The organism is Levilactobacillus tangyuanensis, assembly GCF_003946545.1.
In the GTDB taxonomy this organism is placed as follows: domain Bacteria; phylum Bacillota; class Bacilli; order Lactobacillales; family Lactobacillaceae; genus Levilactobacillus; species Levilactobacillus tangyuanensis.
In genome coordinates this window covers 56,928-74,384 of sequence record NZ_RHOA01000008.1, presented here as the reverse complement: position 1 = coordinate 74,384, position 17,457 = coordinate 56,928, and the positions used below count along the sequence as shown (strand labels likewise).

Below are 17,457 nucleotides of genomic sequence, written 5' to 3'. Positions count from 1 at the left end.
TTTGGCGGTGGTGGTTTTTTATCGTTGACAAATGTAAACGTTCGGTGTAAATTAAGTTCATCGATTACAAACGTAATCATACATTTTTGCTAATTGGCAATTAAAAAAAGGAGTCGAACTCATGGATAAACTCATTGTGACGGTGGTGGCCTTTGGCCTGATCGCCTTCATCAGCTGGTGGTTCTTCGGCAAGCACGCCGTCAAGGAAGTTGCGGCCGACCAAACCGCCAATCAACAATCGGTCGATGTCGAAGTCAGCGGTGGCTACAGTCCGAGCACCGTCGTCCTGAAACAGGGCATCCCGGCCCAGATTAACTTCAACCGTAAGGATGCCTCAAGCTGTTTGGAACAGGTGGTTTTCGAAGACTTCGGCATCAACGACTTTCTACCCAAGAATGAAAAACACAGCGTGACCATCGACACGTCCAAGGCCGGCGAATACGACTACGCCTGCGGAATGAACATGTTTCACGGTAAGGTCATCGTTAAATAATTTAAAATCATGGAGGTTTTCATTATGACAAACAAACAAACTGCCCAGGTCACCGTAGACGGCGGCTACCAACCCAGCACCATTACCTTTAAGCAGGGCACTCCCGCAGAATTAACCTTCAACCGCGTGAGCGACGCCGGCTGTTTGGACCAGGTGATTCTACCAAATAGTTCGGCCGTCCACGACTTGCCCCTAAACGACCCCCAGACCTTTGCCATCGACACCTCGACCGCCGGCGACTTAACCTTTAGCTGCGGCATGGACATGTTCCGCGGGACGGTGGTGATTGAGCCATGAGCATCAAGAACCGCTTCGTCTTCTCGTTAATCGTCTCTCTACCCATGCTAATCGAAATGTTTCTCCAACCCTTCGGGGTCATGTTACCCGGCCACGAATGGACGATGTTTCTCCTAGCCACGGCCGTCATGGTCGTGTCCGGTGGCCCCTTCATTCAGAGTGCCTGGGCCGCCTTCAAACATCATCACGCCAACATGGACACCCTGGTCGCTATTGGGACGGCCACGGCCTACTTCTACAGCATCTACGCGATGTTAACCCACCAGGCCGTCTTCTTCGAAAGCGCGGCCTTCGTGGTCACGTTTATCCTCTTGGGTCAGGTCTTTGAGGACCGGATGAAGCATTCCGCTTCCGGCGCCGTGGAAAAATTAATGGACCTACAGGCCAAGGATGCGACCGTTCTGCGAGACGGCCAATTGGTCAGTATGCCCCTTAGTGATGTCGTCGTTGGCGATATTATTCAGGTGAAGCCGGGACAAAAGATTGCGGTCGACGGGGTCATCACTGAAGGTCAATCTACGATTGATGAATCCATGGTCACCGGTGAGAGCATGCCGGTCACCAAGACGACCGGAGATACCGTCATCGGGTCAACCATGAACAGCACCGGGACCTTCATGTTCAAGGCCAGCAAGGTCGGCGACGATACGCTGTTGGCGCAGATCGTTGAGATGGTCAAGAAGGCCCAGACCAGTCATGCACCGATTCAAAAGACAGTCGACAAGATTGCCGATATTTTCGTTCCTGCGGTCCTCATCATTGCGATTGCGACCTTCCTGGTGTGGTATGTCGTAATTGGTGCCAGCCTGGTTAGTGCCATGTTGTTCGCCGTGTCGGTCGTCATCATCGCCTGCCCTTGTGCCTTGGGGATTGCGACGCCAACCGCCCTCATGGTTGGGACCGGTCGCAGTGCCAAGCTCGGCATCTTGATTAAGAATGGTGAGGTCCTCGAGGCCGCCAACACGATTAAGACGGTCGTCTTCGACAAGACGGGTACCATTACCGCGGGTCATCCACAGGTAACCGACATCGTCGGCGACGAGGCCCAGGTACTCCGCGTCGCGGCCGCCCTGGAAGCCAGCTCGGAACATCCGCTGGCCACAGCCATTCTGGATCGGGCCAAGGCTAACGAGGTCGCACCCGCGACGATCACGAACTTTGCCGCCATCCAGGGCAAGGGTATCCAAGCGTCCGTCGATGGCCAATCGGCCTTTATCGGTAACGACAAACTCCTGGCCGATTACACCCTAACCACCGAAGAACAAGCCACCATGGAACGCCTGCAACAGGAGGCCAAGACGGTCGTCATTGTCGGGTTAGCCGGCAAAATTATCGGTCTGATTGCCATTCAGGATGCCCCTAAGGCCAGTTCAGCCGGTGCGATCGCCGCCCTCAAGCGTGAAGGTTTACGAACCGTCATGCTGACCGGTGATAACACCCGGGTTGCCGAAGCGATTGCCGCTCAGGTTGGCATCGACGAGGTTATTGCCGACGTGCTCCCCGGTGACAAGGCGGACCACGTCAAAGCCTTGCAAGAATCCGGTCCAGTAGCCTTTGTCGGCGATGGGATCAACGATGCACCGGCATTGACCACGGCCGACGTTGGAATTGCTATGGGTTCTGGGACCGATATCGCCATCGAATCCGGTGGGATCGTTCTGGTCAAGAATGACTTGCAAGATGTCGTTCGGGCCCTTGAGCTCAGCAAGCACACCTTCAAACGAATCAAGCTCAACTTGTTCTGGGCCTTCATCTACAACACCCTGGGCATTCCCGTGGCCGCCGGCGTCTTCTTCGGCCTCGGCTTGTCGCTCAGCCCAGAATTGGCCGGACTCGGTATGGCGCTCAGCTCACTCTCCGTTGTGGCCAGCTCGCTGTTATTAAACCGAACGAAACTGACTTCCGTTCCCGCTGTGACTGCTTAGGAGGCATTGTCTAATGGATGAAAAATTCTGGAGCAAGAGTACTTTACGAACCAGTGTGATTGCCCTCGTTTACGTCGGTATCGCCACCCTGGCCGGTACTTTCTTGCTGAATCTGCTTCACTTCTAAATCATGTAACCCTTGCCTTCTGGTGAGGGTTTTTATTTTGATTGGGCTGCCTACGGCAGCCAGACGCCGCCCCGTGGGGCAGACCTGAGGCCGGAGAAGCGGTCCTCAGGGCAACTTTGAACCCCGCCAAACCCGCGAGTTTCAAAGATTGACCCGTGCTCTAAGCCGGACGACCCCGACTAAGACCACCGCCACCGGGCTCTGTCTGCCTGCCTTCGGCTCAAACTTGTCGTTGAAATAACCACTGGTTTTAGGAACGAAGGGCTGAATCAAAATCTAAAGACGCCGTCCAAAAAATACCAGGCCGCGAACCATTAGCTCGAAACAACTCTAAACACTCGTAAACAGACTGTTCACCCAGTCTTCACAGACCAATGACCCCGACTAATCGTCGAGTTCCGAAGTCTTGGCGCCGAGAACCAACAGTCACCCCCAGTTCCAGTACCGAGTGCCAATCTTAGCCAGAGGCGGTTCAGAGCGAAGCCCTGTGACAGTGGTGTTGGATCGGCCGATCTTGCCGAGCCTACACCACGGGCCGCCTTGGCAGACTCACGGTCTTAGTGAGGCTTTCAAGCGAGTTCAAAGACCGCCCTTTGGCTTTGGACGGGCCCCATAGGACGCAGCGTTGAAGCACCGATGACGGCCCGCCAAAGATCAATCCGATATTTGTCGACGATCTCAGCCAAAGGCGGGCCGGGGCGGAGTCCTGTGTCGGTGGTGTTAGGTTGGCCGGGTCTGCCAAGCTTACGTCACGGGCCGCCTTGGCAGACTCACGGTCTTAGTGAGGCTCCCAAGCGAGTTCAAAGACCGCCCTTCGGCTTTGGACGGGCCCCATAGGACGTAGCCCCGGACCGCCGACGGCGGTCATCCAAAGACCAAAAGAAAAGCCGCCGCTGGATTACTCCAGCAGCGACTAGTTAAAATTAATCGATTATTTTGCGGCCAACGCCTTCACGATGTCGGCTTCAAAGCTTTCAGGTTCGGTGTCAGGGGTGAAGCGGCTGACCAGTTGGCCATCGCGACCAACCAAGAACTTGGTGAAGTTCCATTCGATGTCGCCTTCACCGGAAGCATCCTTCAGGTAAGTGAAGAGCGCATCCTCGTCGTCACCGTTAACGGCAACCCGAGTCGTAATTGGGAAAGTGACCCCATAATGCATTTGGCAGAATTCACTGGCGGCTTCGTCAGAATCTAATTCTTGCTTGAATTGGTTAGATGGCAACCCCAGTACTTCTAGGCCTTGGTCGTGATACTTTTTGTACAACGACTCCAAGCCCTTGAATTGTGGTGTGAACCCACATTTACTAGCGGTATTAACAATTAAGACTACCTTGCCTTCGTAGTCTTTCAGGTCGATGGTCTTGCCACCCATTTCGGTTTCGGAAAAATCATAAACAGTCGTCACGATTAAATCATCCTTTCCAATCAGCTCATCTGTGATAGTGCGATAAGTTACCCTAAAAACAATTGTACACCAACCATTAAAATTAAGCCGCTAATCCGGCTCGGTCTCAGAACGCAGTGCCGCCTTGATCACCTTAACCAATTTCTCTGGCTTCGTCACCGGTGCGAACCGGTCAATCAGGTTACCATCCCGGCCAATCAAGAACTTGGTAAAGTTCCACTTGATTCGGCCGTGCCCCGCCGTCTTCTTCAAGTACGTGAATAACTCATCCTCTTCGGCACCATTCACCCGAATTGGTTTTGTCATTGGAAATGTCACCCCATAATGAAGTTGGCAGTACTCGCTAATCTCTTTGTCCGACCCCAGCTCTTGTCGAAATTGGTTCGAAGGTAATCCGACCACTTCTAAGCCCTCCGCATGGAAGCGTTGATAGAGATCTTCTAAGCCCTCAAGCTGTGGTGCGAGGCCACATTTACTGGCGGTATTAACAATCAAAACCACTTTGCCGCGGTAATCATTGAAATCAATTGCGTGACCATTCATTTCAGTTTCTTGAAAATCATAAATTCTTGCCATTGTGAAACCGCCCTTCTGGAACCAGTTACTTTTTAGTTGTGTACAATTATACTGTACACCTGTAATTAGAAAAAGTCTCGTCCGACCACTAAAAATAGTCGGTCATGCTAGATAAAATGCCACCCCGGACCTCCTGGTACGGCGTGGCACGCTGATCATGACTTAAGTTGGCCTTTCCTGCTTACAAGTCAGATTATACGACTTTTTACCCGCGATAATTCACTCCACCAAAAAATCGTTGCCGACCCTAGAAAGGTTCGGTAACGATTTTTGATGAAACGTTATCAGTTCGGCGTTAAACGATTGCCAACACGGCGAAGTTAATCACGAAGAGCAATGAGACAATCCAAATCAATGGATGAACCTCCCGGGCCTTCCCCAGAACCAACTTCACGACACAGTAGAAGATAAAGCCAGCGGCGATGCCGTAGGTAATGTTGTAGGCAAACGCCATGATGAACGTGGTCATGAAGGCTGGAATGGCCTCGTTCAGGTCGTGCCAAGGAATCTTACCCAGTGAGCTCATCATCATAATCCCAACCAGAATCAACGATGGCGCAATGGCAGCCGTTGGAATGATGGACAACAGTGGCGAGGCCAGCGAGCTAATCAGAAAGAGGACCGCGACTACGACACTGGTCAAGCCGGTACGCCCACCGGCACCGATCCCGGCAGAGCTTTCAACATAAGTCGTCAGGTTAGACGTCCCAAAGATGGACCCCACCCCGGTAGCAATGGAATCAGCGAACAGGGCCTTATCCAGCTTGGACTTGAAGCCGGGTTCTTGTTCCAAGGCCAACTCCTTCTCACCAGAGAAGATCCCCGTTTGCCGTCCGGTCCCGATGAAGGTCCCCAGAGAATCAAACGTGTCGGAGAGACTAAAGGAAAGAATCGTCATCAAGACTAGGATCACGCGGTTATGTTCCGTGAAGAGCGACCCCATCCCTTCGGCCGAAAAGGCGGCCAGGAAGGTCGTCCCTAGTTCATGGAGGGAAGACCCAATGGAATAACCACTGGCCAGATGAAGATTGGTCACGCCCATGGGAATCCCGATTAACGTGGTCGCCAGAATCCCAATCAATAAGGCACCGGGAACCTTCTTAACCTTGAAGATCACGGTAATGACCAGGCCAATCAGGGCGAGAACCAGGGCCGGCGACGTAAAGTTGGCTAACGCGGGCACGATACCACCGCCGGTGACGACCGATCCAACCCCCTGTTCAAAGGTCTTTTGGGTGGCCTTGAAGGCCTGCCCGTTGATTGAAACAATATTATTGGCATCACTGGTAAATTGCAGAAAGTTCGCGTTTTTCAGTCCGACGTAGGCAATGAACGCCCCAATCCCACCACTGATGGCTAATTGCAAATTCAAGGGAATGGCCGAAATCAACATCTTCCGAATCTTAGTTGCCGTAATAATGATATTAATAATGCCACAGAAGAAGACCAAGGCCAGGGCCTGTTGCCACTTGAAACCAAGCCCCATGACCACGGTGTAGGTGAAGAAGGCGTTCAGCCCCATCCCCGGTGCGACCGCATAGGGGACGTTGGCGAAGAGTCCCATGACCAGTGTCCCGGCCACGGAGGCAATAATGGTGGCCAGAAATACTGCCTGTTGGGGCATCCCCGTTTGTCCCAGAATTTGTGGATTAACGAATAAGATATATGACATGGCGAAAAAGGTGGTGACGCCGGCCGCAATTTCAGTGCCGACGGTGGTGCCTGACTCCTTAAGTTTAAAGAAATTGTCCACGGTGTTTTCCTCCTAAATCCGAATATTAATATGCTTATAGTTAGAAATAGTTAGCTATCTCAACTCAGACTATACCAGATTAAGATCGTGAAGAAAAGCAAAACCCGAATAAACGAACCAACTTTTAGTTTGCCCGTTAAGTTAATCAAGAATTTAACCATTGGTACAACCGCCCCACCTTCGCTTCTAGGGCTTTTTCGGTCACGACCCGGCAATGGTCGTTAACCAAACTAATCGGCAGGCGACTTGCCGGCCACAAAAAAACGCCGTTTCTCCACACGGGAGAAGTCGGCGCTCGCACAATGTTATTTATAAATCGTCTTCAATCCGGCCAAATCGGCGGCCGAAAGCTGTCGATTCCCTCGATCGTAGGGAAACATGACGGAACTCGTCGAGCTGCTGTGGCCCAGGCCCATCGCATGGCCAATCTCATGCAGGGCCACCGATTCCTTAAACGACCGAGGATACGTGGCATTAAAGGTTGCCTTGGCCTGATTGCGAACCTTGGTCCCCTGCCATGACACGGTACGGGTCACATTAACGCCCCCGATGCCGAGCTCGATACCCGTGTGCCCCTTAACCAGGGCCTTATGGTAAATGCTAAAGGTGAGGTCATTTTGGTTGTCACTGGCCGTACCCGGGCGCAGGTGAACAATCCCGGTCTGGTTATAGACCTTAACCGCCTGCAGGAAGGCCTCGCGCGCGGCTGCTGGGGTCTGTGGGGTGAAGTGATAATAGTAGGTTGGCTTGATAGCCACATCCTGTGCCGAGGCCTCGACCGGCGTGGTTTGGTCGTCCGTCGCATCGATGCTGCTACTCGTGCTGGACGGGGTCTTGGCCCCAGTCCATTTCGGAATGACCTTATTCTGCAAGCGTTCCACCAGGCTCACACTCGCATGGGTCACGTGGGTAGCCACCGACCGCCGGAGGGTTCGACCGTTTAAGATCAAGACCGCTGCCACAATCACACCTAATCCAATCACCCAACGCCAATATCGTTTCATCTGCCCACCCCGCTCTCTGCTCAATCAGTTACTCTGATTCTAAGCTTTCGTGACAATCGGTGCAAACGACCCGTTAGGCATGGGCCCGCCTGAGTTGTCGGGCTAACAGGACGCAGATCCCAACCATAATCGTGGATGACAAATAGCTGAGCTTAATCCCCACCAGCTGACTGTTCATGGACCAATGCCATTGGCCACTGGCCGTCACGCTGATAATCGCCACCAGCAGGGCCGTCCCGAAGGATGCCGCCACCTGGCGCAGGGTGTTGTACACGGCCACACCATCCGGAATCATTGGCGCCGGCAACATGCACCAGGCATGTGTCTGAATGGGAATCAGGACGAGCACCAGGCCAAATTGGCGAATCGTTTGTCCCAACACCACGAACCAGATTGACGACTGACTACCCGTCGAGCTCAGGAGTAGCGACCCGGTCATATCGATACATAGCCCGGTAATCACCATCCGCCGAAAATTATATCGGTCATAAAAGCGACCACTAAGGGGAGAAATAATTGCGGTCATCACCGATCCCGGTAGCAGGGTTAGCCCGGAGACCAACGCACTATGGTGGAAAACATTTTGCACCAAGATGGGAATAATTACCGAATTCCCATACATCGTCACCATCAACAACATATTGATAATTAGGGGCAAGATAAACTGCCGATAGTCGAAGACGTGTAGGTTTAATAAGGGATGGGTCCGCTTGAATTGGCAGTGGACAAACAGACTGAGGAGCACGAGGCCGGCCACCAGCGGCACAATGCCCTTCAACGACAGGAACGCCGTCTCCCCAACATTTGAGAAACTATAGAGGGCCAATGTCAGGCCAAAGCCCGACAATAACAGCCCCATTCGGTCTAACCGGAAGTGCTCCAGATGACCGACATTATGTAATAACTTGGTTGCCAGCAGAATATCTACCAGCATCAAGGGCAAGGTAAGCCCGAATAAGTACCGCCAACTGAGGTGCTCGAGGATCGCCCCGGCCACCGTGGGCCCCAGCACCGGTGCCAGGTTTAACGCCAACCCAACGACGCCCATCGCGGCACCCCGTTGACTGGGTGGTGTCGAGGTCATCACCACCACATTGACCAGGGGAATCACGACCCCGGCCCCCAACGCCTGAATCATCCGGCCGATGATCAGGATGGGATATTGGGTGGCGACAGCCCCAATCAACGACCCCACCATGAAGATGACTGCTGCCGTCAGATAAAGTTGACGCGTCGTATACCGCTTGATCAGGTACGCCGTTGTGGGAATCATCAGCGCATTGATCAGGAGATACCCATTGTTTAACCACTGCCCCTGAGCCGTAGTAATGCTAAAGGCCCGCATGATTGCTGGTAAGGCCGTGGACATCAGGGTTTGGTTGAGGACACTGAGAAAGGCCCCAACCATGAGAAGCATGAAGGAAACTTGGTGTCTGTGCATACTGATTCGCCGACCTCTTTTAGTTTTAGTTGACAAAAGCAACTGTAATAAGCATAATGACACTAGTTGCTTTTGTCAACTACTGGAGGGAAATCATATGGATAGCCACGCAATTCACCAAATCCGACATTTTGATCGGTTCTATACCCAGCTGTTTCGGCTGACGGACAAGTACCACCTCCACACGACGCTGACCCTAGTTGAAGCCCGACTCCTGTTGGAAATCGGCGAAAACCAGCGGAACACCGCCGTGCAACTCACGCAGGCCCTGACGATCGACAAGGGTTATCTGAGTCGATTATTAACCAAGTTAGAAGATCGTGGCCTCTTACAACGGACCAACAATCCTGCCGACAAGCGAACCAAGATTCTAGTCTTAACGGCCGCCGGCGAGGCGTCATTGGCCACCATTAATGAACGAGCCGATGAACAGGTCCGGTGCCTCTTTGCCAACCTCACGCCAACCGAAACGCAACAAGTTCTGGACGCCATGGCCACCATTCAGGCCCACGTCCAGACCAAACCTAACGCCGAGTAACCCAAAATGGGCCCCACGATGACCGTCATCATGGGGCCCATTCTTTAATGCAGAGCTTTTTGATAAATGGCTTTCAGGCTCTTGCGATCGGCCGCCGATAACACCGTACGTCCCTGGTCAATGGGCGTCATCACGGAGCGCTTGTCCGAGCTGTGATCCAACCCGAGCGCATGTCCAACCTCGTGGACCGCCACGGAATTCTTGAAGGACTGTGGGTAGGTCGCGTTTAATTTGGCCGTCGCCGCATTGGTAGTCTCAATGCCACGCCAATTGATTCGCTGGGTAATCAACGGCCCCCCGTGGCCATACTCGACGATTGACTGATCCTTAGGTTCCTGCTTACGATAAACACCCAGCGTCAAGTGATTGCGCCCCTTCTTCGCCGATCCCGGCGTCAGGTGAACCAGCCCGGTATCGTTATAGGTCTGAATGGCATTGGTCAGGACACGCCGAGCCCCCAGTGGCGTCTGCCGGGCAAATTGGTAGGTGTACTGGTGATCGAGGAGCACGCCTTGCACCGCCGCCTCGACTGGTGTCGCGTTGGCCCCGGTCTGCGTGGTTGCATCCTGCGTGTTTCGGAGAATCAGGCCACTCGACTTGGTGTTCCCCGAACTCGCCGAGGACCCGTCTTGATTCAACAGCTGCCCGGCCGTCGTGGTCAACGCCGAATGATAGTATCTAAACTGCAACGAAAGGGTCGGCCAATTACTAAGCACGAACAAGCCGACAGCAACCACCAGGACCACCAGGAGTCGTCTGACCACCTTCAAACCATTCACCCCTCAATTCTCTACTTAACTTGATTTGAGTTTAGGTCATCCAATTAAGCACGGCAACTAGTTCGCCTCGATAATTTAGGGGCAACACTACCTCCCGCCTTCATCAATCGCTGGAGTCCGTGATACAGGCTGGCACCATGTCCCAAGTCGCTCCAGCGAGATAAACCGCTTAATCATCAGGTCCCCACATGGTTCAATCCATTGACTTATCAATTCTAATATGGTTTTATAAAGCTAATCCGGCCGGCGAACGGCCGCACTAAAGGAGACTTATCATGGACGACTTAACTTTACCCACTGTGATTACGGACTTCATCAACACCATCAATGCCGCCGATTCGGCCGGCTTCGTGGCATTATTTGCTTCGGACGCCACCCTCAATGACTGGGGCAACGAGTATCATGGTCCGGATGGCATTGCCAAATGGAATCAAACCGACAATATCGGCAAGGACTCACACTTCGAACTCGTGGACTTTCAACAGGATTCCGCCACGGACTGGACGGTCCAATTAGCCGTGACCGGTAACGGTTTTAACGGCACCAGTCCCTTCAAGTTTAGCGTTGCCGATAACAAATTAACCCTGGTGGCTATTCTGCCAGACTAACCGCGACTAGTAAATTGACGTCGAGATGATCAACATGGTTGATCATCTCGACGTCTTTTTTTCGGCCTAAATTTATCAATGACTCACCGATTAATCCCCGGTCTATCAAGGGTTATGAAAACCGGTTACACTATTTTATTTATTCAACCTTTACACGAATTATACCGTCATTTTGCAGAGTATTTACATAAATCGGTTAGTGTAGTAGCCGTACCAAATCGAGAAAGAGGAGTGTTCATACAAAATGTTAAAACGGAATTTAGTGGTGGCTGCGGCTGCCGTCTTAGCGGTTACGTCACTGGCCGGTTGTTCAAGTAAGAAGGCCACGGCAACGTCGGATAGCTGGAGCACCATTGAAAAGCAAGCCAAGAAGGAAGGCAAAGTGGCTTCCGTTGGGATGCCCGATACTTGGGCTAACTGGATTGGCACTTGGAGCGACATCAAGTCCAAGTACAGCATTGCTCATACCGATACTGACATGTCGAGTGCGCAAGAACTCCAAAAGTTCAAGCAAGCTAAGTCTAGCGACTCCCCTGACATTGGTGATATTGGTTTGAACGTTGCCCCAACCGCCGTTGAACAAAACCTGGTAACGCCTTACAAGACCAAGTACTGGAAGGAAATTCCTAGCTGGGCCAAGGATAAGAAGGGTTACTACTCCGCTGGTTACTCTGGTTCCATCGTCTTCATTACGGACACGAAGAACGTGAAGGCCGCCGACGCGCCTAAGTCATGGGCCGACCTCGCTAAGGGTGACTACAAGGTTTCCATTGGTGACGTTTCCTCAGCCGCCCAAGCCCAATACTCCGTTCTGGCGGCTTCATACGCTAACGGTGGGAGTGAAAACGACCTGAAGCCTGGTTTAGACTACTTTGCCAAGTTAGGCGCCAAGAAGCGTCTCTCCACGGTTGAACCTAACATCCAAAACATGCAAAAGGGTGAATTGAAGGTTGCCGTTATGTGGGACTTCAACGCCTTGAACTACGCGCACCACATCGACTCCAAGCGTTTCAAGATTACCGTGCCAACCGATGGTACCGTAACCAGTGGTTACACTGAAATCATCAACAAGAACGCCGCTCACCCTTACGCAGCGAAGTTAGCCCGTAACTTCATCCTGTCCGACCAAGGTCAAATCAACTTGGCTAAGGGTTACGCCCGGCCAATCCGTTCCAGCGTGAAGTTACCTGCCGACGTGGAAAAGAAGTTAATCCCACAAAGCAACTACAAGAAGGTCTTCCACGTTAAGAGTAACGAAGTTTGGAACAAGGCAACGGTTAAGTTAGGCCAACAATGGCAAGACAAAGTTCTCGGGTCTAAGTAACGCCCATGAGAACCCGTCTAAAAGTCTTCTTTCCACTCAGTATCTTAGTGGTGTTGGTCTTACTGTTACCCATCCTCATCATGGTCATCGCGAGCTTCCAGTCCACGGACGGTAGCTTTAGCCTGGCCAACTACCAACAGGTCATCACCAATCACTATTACCTGAAGGCCATCCGCAACAGTCTTGGGATTTCCGTCGTGGCTTCCGCCGTCTCGCTGATCATCGCCGTCATTGGCGCCTGGGCCCTAACTCGGTTGTCACAGAAGACCAAGAATATCTTAATCACCCTCTTCAACATGTCGGCCAGTTTTGCCGGGGTGCCCCTGGCCTTTTCCTTGATCATCTTATTCGGGAATGCCGGGGTCTGGAAGGCCATGACGGCCGCCATGCACCTTAAGGACAGCCTGGAGATTTACTCTTTGACGGGAACCACCCTGGCCTTCACCTTCTTCGAAATTCCATTGGGAATCATGTTCCTCTTCCCGGTCTTCGAAGAGCTGAATCCAGAATGGCGGGAAATCTCGGCCGTTCTGGGCGCCAAGCCGTTGTTCTTCTTCAAGAAGGTCATCCTGCCGGTCATTCTACCCAACATGATTGAAGTCTTCACCCTGTTATTTGCCAATGCCATGGGGACCTACGAAACCATTTACGCCTTAACGGGTAACAGTATCGTGACCATCCCCATCCTCATCGGTACCCTGATCGATGGTGGACTGACGGCCAACATTCCGTTGGCCTGTACCTTTGCCACCCTCTTCGCCCTGGTGATGACTTTTATCGTCTGGGTTGGGAACCGTGTCACACGCTCTAAACGGGAGGCAGCATGACCCCTAAAACTAGTCGTCGGGTGGCCCAGGCCATCATTACCTTTCTCTTTATCTATCTCGCAACGCCCATTGTGGTCACAATTATTTACTCCTTCTCCACGTCGTGGGTAAAGTCGATCGCCCCCGCTGGGCTAACGCTCAAGTGGTATGGCCAACTGGTCACTAATCCGGAATTCACCACCGCCTTGATCCGGTCACTCGGTCTGGGCCTCTTAACCACGGTGATTGCCATGATTTGTTTCCTGCCGGTCGTCTTCTACGCCAACGTTTACAGTCCAAGCGTGAAGTCCCACCTACGCTTCATCACGGTGTTGCCATTCACCATCCCCGGCATCATCCTGGTTACCGGGCTCATTCAACTCTACGCGAACCTGCCCATCCCCAAGATTCTCATCTTGGTCTTGGCCATTTCGCTCCTGAGTTTACCGATGACCTATCAAGCGTTGGACAACGCCTTCATTGGCCGCGACTTTCGGGCCATGTTCGAACAAGCCTTGGTGTTGGGCGACAAGCCATTCACCGCATTTGTTAAAATTATCATTCCAAATATCCGGGCCGGCATCCTGGTGGCCATGCTGCTCACCTTCACCAGTGCCTTTGGCGAATACGTTCTGACCAACCTCTTATTGGGCGGAAATTTCGAAACGCTGAAGATTTACATGTTCCGGTTGATGCAAAGTAATGGGCAGGCCAGCAGCGTGCTGACCACCATCTACTTCCTCTTCCTGGCCCTGATTTCACTGATCTTAATCATCATTATGCAGCGCTATTCAGCGCCCCACAAATCACCTAAGGAGGTGCCTGATCACTAATGCCTGAAGCCTTTTTGCAAATCGAAGATCTCGGGATTAATCTTTCTGGCAACAGCATCATCAATCAGATGAACTTTACCATTAAGAAGAATACCCTGACGACCTTCCTCGGCCCCAGCGGGAGTGGTAAAACCACGGTCCTGCGGGCAATCGCCGGTCTTAATACGCAAGTTGCTGGTGCCATTCGCTTGGACGGTGAGGAGATTCACGCCTTGCCAGCCAACCAACGAAACATTGGCATGGTGTTCCAGTCCTACGCCCTGTTTCCTAACATGACCATCTTCGACAACGTGGCCTACGGGTTACGGGTGCAAAAGAAGCCTGCCGCCGAGATTGAACAGGCGGTCATGGAGATGTTGGAAACTGTCTCGTTAGCGAAGAAGAAGGATGCCTACCCCGATCAACTGTCGGGGGGCCAGAAGCAACGGGTCGCTATCGCCAGAGCCATGGTGTTACAGCCTAAGCTCTTACTCCTCGATGAACCTTTGAGCGCCTTGGATGCCAAGATTCGGGTGAAACTTCGCGAACAAATCCGGAAGTATCAACAGAAGCTGGGCATCACCATGCTCTTCGTGACCCATGACCAGGCCGAAGCCATGGCCATTTCGGACGATATCATCGTGATGAACGACGGTCAGGTTCAGCAGCAAGGGTCACCCATGGACATTTACGCCAACCCGGCGAACCTGTTCATGGCCCAGTTCATTGGTAACCATAACCTGTTGACGGGGGCCGAGCTTCGGCAATTAGGCTTTCAGTCCGCTCGTGGTACTGCTGTGCACGATGCCGCGCACTACATCATTCGGCCAGAACTCTTCTGCCCCACCGCTTCCACCACGGAGACAAGTGTCCCCATCACGGGGAAGATCACGTCACGAGCCGTCCTGGGCGACCGAATTCAGTATCGCTTCAAGACTGCCGCCGGCCTGAAATTAAAGGTGGAACTGCTGAATCAAGAGGAACCCTTGCCGATGGACAGCGACGTCACCTTGTACGTTCAGGAACGCACGATTCAAAAGGTCGGTGCCACCAATGCTTAGCCGCGCCGACCTCAACGCCATCGACCGCCGTACCTGGAGCGGCCATAACCATACGGAGTTTTGTCCCCACGGTTCCGGTGAGGACGTGGAACAATTCATCCGGGCGGCCATCCAAAACGGCTTCAAGACCTATTCCATTACGGAACACTTTCCCATGCCACCAGAATTCTACCGCCAACCCACCGGTTCACGGCACGCCATCTACACCGCGTCCATGACCGCGGCGGAACTGCCCGCCTACTTCGCCAAGATGAAACGCCTCAAGGAAAAGTACCAGGCCCAGATTCGCTTACTGGTTGGCTTTGAAATTGATTACGCGACCGAATTCACCAGTTGGACGGATCAACAATTGGCCCTCTACGGGTCCCAAATTGATGATGCCATCCTCTCCGTACATTTCTTGCCAACCCCTAGTGGGCTGCGCGCCATCGATGATACGGCACTGGACTTTCGGACCGGCGTCCTGGCCGCCTACAATACACCGCTCGAGGTCGCTAATGCCTACCTTGAACAGGTCCTGGCCGCGGTAAGTTGGAATTCGCCATTGAAGCCCTGTCGTTATGGGCACATCATGTTGTATCGGAAGTGGCGGAACACCTTCTCGCCACAGACCATCTGGGAAGATGCCACCACCCGGGAGCTACTAAACACGATCCTGGATAAGGTCGCGGCACAACGGGACCTCCTCGACTGCAACATGGCCGGACTGTTCCGCGAAACCGAAACGGAATCCACCCCAACGACTCCTTGGTTAGAGGCCGCCAAGCAACGACACATTCCACTCGTCTTTGGGGCCGATGCCCATCGAGTGGCGGCCGTTGCCCAGGGCTACAATACGTATTTGGAACAACAGGATTACCTGTAGGAAGGATTAACGAGGATGAAATTAACCACGACCGGCGATCAGCCATTCCGGATTTGCCAACTGACCGACATTCATCTGGGGGCCACCCCACTGAATGACGCCAGCCAACAAACCCTGGCGGCCATTGACCGCTTACTAGCCTCTCAGAGCTTTGACCTGATCATGCTCACCGGAGACTTACTCTGGGGCAAAGAGGTTCAACGGCCCGATCAGACGCTAACGGCACTGTATGACACGCTGAATCAATACCCGATTCCGGTAGCCGTCACGTATGGCAACCACGATGGCGAGGGTCCTTATACGCGGGCCAAGCTGCGGGAATTGGAAAGCTTGATTCGTTACCCGGCGGACAAACACCATTCAATGGTCATCAACGACCGGGAAAGTTATACCCTGGAAATCAATCGCGACGACCGCTTGGACAACGTCCTCTACGTTTGGGACAGTGGTGCCTACGCCCATTGGCCCAGCGAAGAGCAGTATGCCGCCATCGAGCCGGAACAGATCGACTGGTTCTACCGGCTGCCCTATGCGCGCACGGTCGACCAGGTAGACCTGGGATTCATCCATATTCCGTTGCCCGAATACAAATTAGCCGCGAACAACATCGTAACCGGGGGCCAGAACGAGCCCATTTGCTCGCCGGAGACCAATTCCGGTCTGTTCTATTCACTGAAACGGACCGGCAACGTTAAGGCCCTGTTTGCCGGTCACGACCACGATAATAACTTCACGGGAACGACTCGCGGCATCGACCTGAACTACGGCAACGTCACGGGTTACAACACCTATGGCACGTTGCCACGTGGCGCTCGGACCATCTCTGTCTGGTCCGACCACTATGAAACCGACGTCGTCTTGTTTCCAACGGCAGACTAGCCACTAAAAAGCACCGTCCGGATAATTTATCTGGACGGTGCTTTTGCGTTGCGCTGAATTGTTATGACCCATACAAGGTGGACCCAACGATGGCTCCCATGATGACCCCAACGACCCCAAATAGAATCGCAAAAACCATTAGGACCACACCGGCCGTCCGGTTACCCGGAAAACGTGTCAACCGGTAGCCACAAAAGGCACCCGCGGCCCCGAATAAAATGGGCACAAACAGTAGCGAAATGACGGCCGAAATCCAGCCTAACGTGATTAACAAGGCCGCGTTAGGCGACTTCTCGGGCTTGGCTGGCACCGGTGCGTCCTGCTGACTAGTGGTGTCAGGCATGCCCTCTCCCGTTAAATTCGTCCCACATTTGGGACAGAAGGCAACGTCATTGGCCACCTGCGTCCCACACTTGGGACAAAACTTGAACCGATCTTCCATGGTTGATTCCCCTATTCTCCAATAATTTCACAGAACTGATGGTGCATTCCCCGATAGACTCTTAGTTTAGCATCCCGGAAAACCAGCGTCTAGGTTGCCGCAAAAATCGATTATCACGGGATTCATTAAAGCGGTTAATCCAAGCTGCCATCGACCGGGCATGGCAAGATGTCACCATCCGCATGTCGCACAAAAAAAACACGTCGCCCGGTGATCGGACGACATGTTTCTTCATGAAATTTATTTTGAAATAGTCAGCAACCCTGTTTTTCCTGAAAAAGGCCAAGATTATTTACCAAAAATTTTTGCTCTATGAACACAG

The 17,457-nt window shown here is 52.8% G+C and carries 18 protein-coding genes; 11 read left to right on the top strand and 7 right to left on the bottom strand.

Annotated features, from left to right (window positions below; genetic code table 11):
- Positions 1–121: 121 nt before the first annotated feature.
- From EKM96_RS06995 to EKM96_RS06985, 3 genes are read left to right on the top strand one after another with little or no spacing between them, the layout of a single operon-like run.
- A complete protein-coding gene (locus tag EKM96_RS06995; protein ID WP_125641719.1) occupies positions 122–493 on the top strand; it encodes a cupredoxin domain-containing protein in 372 nt (123 codons plus the stop codon).
- Positions 494–517: 24 nt separating this feature from the next.
- Positions 518–790: a cupredoxin domain-containing protein gene (locus EKM96_RS06990; RefSeq protein WP_125641716.1), complete on the top strand. Its 273-nt coding sequence runs from the start codon at positions 518–520 to the stop codon at positions 788–790.
- Positions 787–2,715 carry a copper-translocating P-type ATPase gene (locus tag EKM96_RS06985; RefSeq protein WP_125641713.1) on the top strand — a complete coding sequence of 643 codons (1,929 nt, stop codon included), beginning with the start codon at positions 787–789 and terminating at the stop codon, positions 2,713–2,715. Before EKM96_RS06990 ends, EKM96_RS06985 begins: the two co-directional genes overlap by 4 nt.
- Before the next feature lie 1,058 nt (positions 2,716–3,773).
- On the opposite strand, the gene EKM96_RS06980 is transcribed toward EKM96_RS06985, so the two are convergent.
- The 5 genes from EKM96_RS06980 to EKM96_RS06960 form a co-directional block, all read right to left on the bottom strand.
- Positions 3,774–4,247: a glutathione peroxidase gene (locus tag EKM96_RS06980; RefSeq protein ID WP_125641710.1), complete on the bottom strand. Its 474-nt coding sequence runs from the start codon at positions 4,245–4,247 to the stop codon at positions 3,774–3,776.
- A 90-nt stretch (positions 4,248–4,337) separates the two neighbouring features.
- Positions 4,338–4,823: a glutathione peroxidase gene (locus tag EKM96_RS06975; RefSeq protein WP_125641707.1), complete on the bottom strand. Its 486-nt coding sequence runs from the start codon at positions 4,821–4,823 to the stop codon at positions 4,338–4,340.
- Between the two features lie 295 nt (positions 4,824–5,118).
- Complete coding sequence (locus EKM96_RS06970) at positions 5,119–6,576, bottom strand: NCS2 family permease (RefSeq protein WP_125641704.1); 1,458 nt, start codon at positions 6,574–6,576, stop codon at positions 5,119–5,121.
- A 305-nt stretch (positions 6,577–6,881) separates the two neighbouring features.
- Positions 6,882–7,580: a matrixin family metalloprotease gene (locus EKM96_RS06965; RefSeq protein ID WP_125641701.1), complete on the bottom strand. Its 699-nt coding sequence runs from the start codon at positions 7,578–7,580 to the stop codon at positions 6,882–6,884.
- A gap of 73 nt (positions 7,581–7,653) precedes the next feature.
- The gene (locus EKM96_RS06960) at positions 7,654–9,021 is read right to left on the bottom strand and encodes an MDR family MFS transporter (protein WP_125641698.1); all 1,368 of its coding nucleotides are present in this window, start codon (positions 9,019–9,021) and stop codon (positions 7,654–7,656) included.
- A gap of 97 nt (positions 9,022–9,118) precedes the next feature.
- On the opposite strand from EKM96_RS06960, the gene EKM96_RS06955 reads away from it, so the two are divergent.
- The gene (locus tag EKM96_RS06955) at positions 9,119–9,559 is read left to right on the top strand and encodes a MarR family winged helix-turn-helix transcriptional regulator (protein ID WP_164510997.1); all 441 of its coding nucleotides are present in this window, start codon (positions 9,119–9,121) and stop codon (positions 9,557–9,559) included.
- 44 nt (positions 9,560–9,603) lie between these two features.
- Here the strand turns inward: EKM96_RS06955 and EKM96_RS06950 are convergent, their stop codons facing one another.
- A complete protein-coding gene (locus EKM96_RS06950; RefSeq protein WP_225417697.1) occupies positions 9,604–10,323 on the bottom strand; it encodes a matrixin family metalloprotease in 720 nt (239 codons plus the stop codon).
- A gap of 290 nt (positions 10,324–10,613) precedes the next feature.
- Here EKM96_RS06950 and EKM96_RS06945 point away from each other — a divergent pair, with 290 nt between their 5' ends.
- The 7 genes from EKM96_RS06945 (at position 10,614) to EKM96_RS06915 (ending at position 16,693) form a co-directional block, all read left to right on the top strand.
- Positions 10,614–10,946, top strand: coding sequence for a nuclear transport factor 2 family protein (locus tag EKM96_RS06945; protein ID WP_125641689.1), 333 nt, complete (start codon positions 10,614–10,616; stop codon positions 10,944–10,946).
- A gap of 244 nt (positions 10,947–11,190) precedes the next feature.
- On the top strand, positions 11,191–12,270 hold the full coding sequence (locus EKM96_RS06940; protein ID WP_125641687.1) for an ABC transporter substrate-binding protein: 1,080 nt from the start codon (positions 11,191–11,193) through the stop codon (positions 12,268–12,270).
- Between the two features lie 5 nt (positions 12,271–12,275).
- On the top strand, positions 12,276–13,097 hold the full coding sequence (locus EKM96_RS06935) for an ABC transporter permease (RefSeq protein ID WP_125641684.1): 822 nt from the start codon (positions 12,276–12,278) through the stop codon (positions 13,095–13,097).
- A complete protein-coding gene (locus EKM96_RS06930; RefSeq protein WP_125641681.1) occupies positions 13,094–13,909 on the top strand; it encodes an ABC transporter permease in 816 nt (271 codons plus the stop codon). The genes EKM96_RS06935 and EKM96_RS06930 overlap by 4 nt, the downstream gene beginning before the upstream one ends.
- Complete coding sequence (locus EKM96_RS06925) at positions 13,909–14,949, top strand: ABC transporter ATP-binding protein (protein WP_125641679.1); 1,041 nt, start codon at positions 13,909–13,911, stop codon at positions 14,947–14,949. The genes EKM96_RS06930 and EKM96_RS06925 overlap by 1 nt, the downstream gene beginning before the upstream one ends.
- Entirely contained in the window at positions 14,942–15,814 is an 873-nt protein-coding gene (gene hisJ, locus EKM96_RS06920; RefSeq protein ID WP_125641676.1) for a histidinol-phosphatase HisJ, read from the top strand. Before EKM96_RS06925 ends, hisJ begins: the two co-directional genes overlap by 8 nt.
- Before the next feature lie 15 nt (positions 15,815–15,829).
- Positions 15,830–16,693: a metallophosphoesterase family protein gene (locus tag EKM96_RS06915; RefSeq protein ID WP_125641673.1), complete on the top strand. Its 864-nt coding sequence runs from the start codon at positions 15,830–15,832 to the stop codon at positions 16,691–16,693.
- A gap of 61 nt (positions 16,694–16,754) precedes the next feature.
- On the opposite strand, the gene EKM96_RS06910 is transcribed toward EKM96_RS06915, so the two are convergent.
- On the bottom strand, positions 16,755–17,135 hold the full coding sequence (locus tag EKM96_RS06910) for a zinc ribbon domain-containing protein (protein ID WP_125641670.1): 381 nt from the start codon (positions 17,133–17,135) through the stop codon (positions 16,755–16,757).
- Positions 17,136–17,457: the final 322 nt, after the last annotated feature.

Coding starts and splice junctions, on each gene's coding strand:
- EKM96_RS06995 (WP_125641719.1), top strand. CDS start 122: ATGGATAAACTCATTGTGACGGTGGTGGCCTTTGGCCTGATCGCCTTC.
- EKM96_RS06990 (WP_125641716.1), top strand. CDS start 518: ATGACAAACAAACAAACTGCCCAGGTCACCGTAGACGGCGGCTACCAA.
- EKM96_RS06985 (WP_125641713.1), top strand. CDS start 787: ATGAGCATCAAGAACCGCTTCGTCTTCTCGTTAATCGTCTCTCTACCC.
- EKM96_RS06975 (WP_125641707.1), bottom strand. CDS start 4,823: ATGGCAAGAATTTATGATTTTCAAGAAACTGAAATGAATGGTCACGCA.
- EKM96_RS06965 (WP_125641701.1), bottom strand. CDS start 7,580: ATGAAACGATATTGGCGTTGGGTGATTGGATTAGGTGTGATTGTGGCA.
- EKM96_RS06960 (WP_125641698.1), bottom strand. CDS start 9,021: ATGCACAGACACCAAGTTTCCTTCATGCTTCTCATGGTTGGGGCCTTT.
- EKM96_RS06955 (WP_164510997.1), top strand. CDS start 9,119: ATGGATAGCCACGCAATTCACCAAATCCGACATTTTGATCGGTTCTAT.
- EKM96_RS06945 (WP_125641689.1), top strand. CDS start 10,614: ATGGACGACTTAACTTTACCCACTGTGATTACGGACTTCATCAACACC.
- EKM96_RS06940 (WP_125641687.1), top strand. CDS start 11,191: ATGTTAAAACGGAATTTAGTGGTGGCTGCGGCTGCCGTCTTAGCGGTT.
- EKM96_RS06935 (WP_125641684.1), top strand. CDS start 12,276: ATGAGAACCCGTCTAAAAGTCTTCTTTCCACTCAGTATCTTAGTGGTG.
- EKM96_RS06930 (WP_125641681.1), top strand. CDS start 13,094: ATGACCCCTAAAACTAGTCGTCGGGTGGCCCAGGCCATCATTACCTTT.
- EKM96_RS06925 (WP_125641679.1), top strand. CDS start 13,909: ATGCCTGAAGCCTTTTTGCAAATCGAAGATCTCGGGATTAATCTTTCT.
- hisJ (WP_125641676.1), top strand. CDS start 14,942: ATGCTTAGCCGCGCCGACCTCAACGCCATCGACCGCCGTACCTGGAGC.
- EKM96_RS06915 (WP_125641673.1), top strand. CDS start 15,830: ATGAAATTAACCACGACCGGCGATCAGCCATTCCGGATTTGCCAACTG.
- EKM96_RS06910 (WP_125641670.1), bottom strand. CDS start 17,135: ATGGAAGATCGGTTCAAGTTTTGTCCCAAGTGTGGGACGCAGGTGGCC.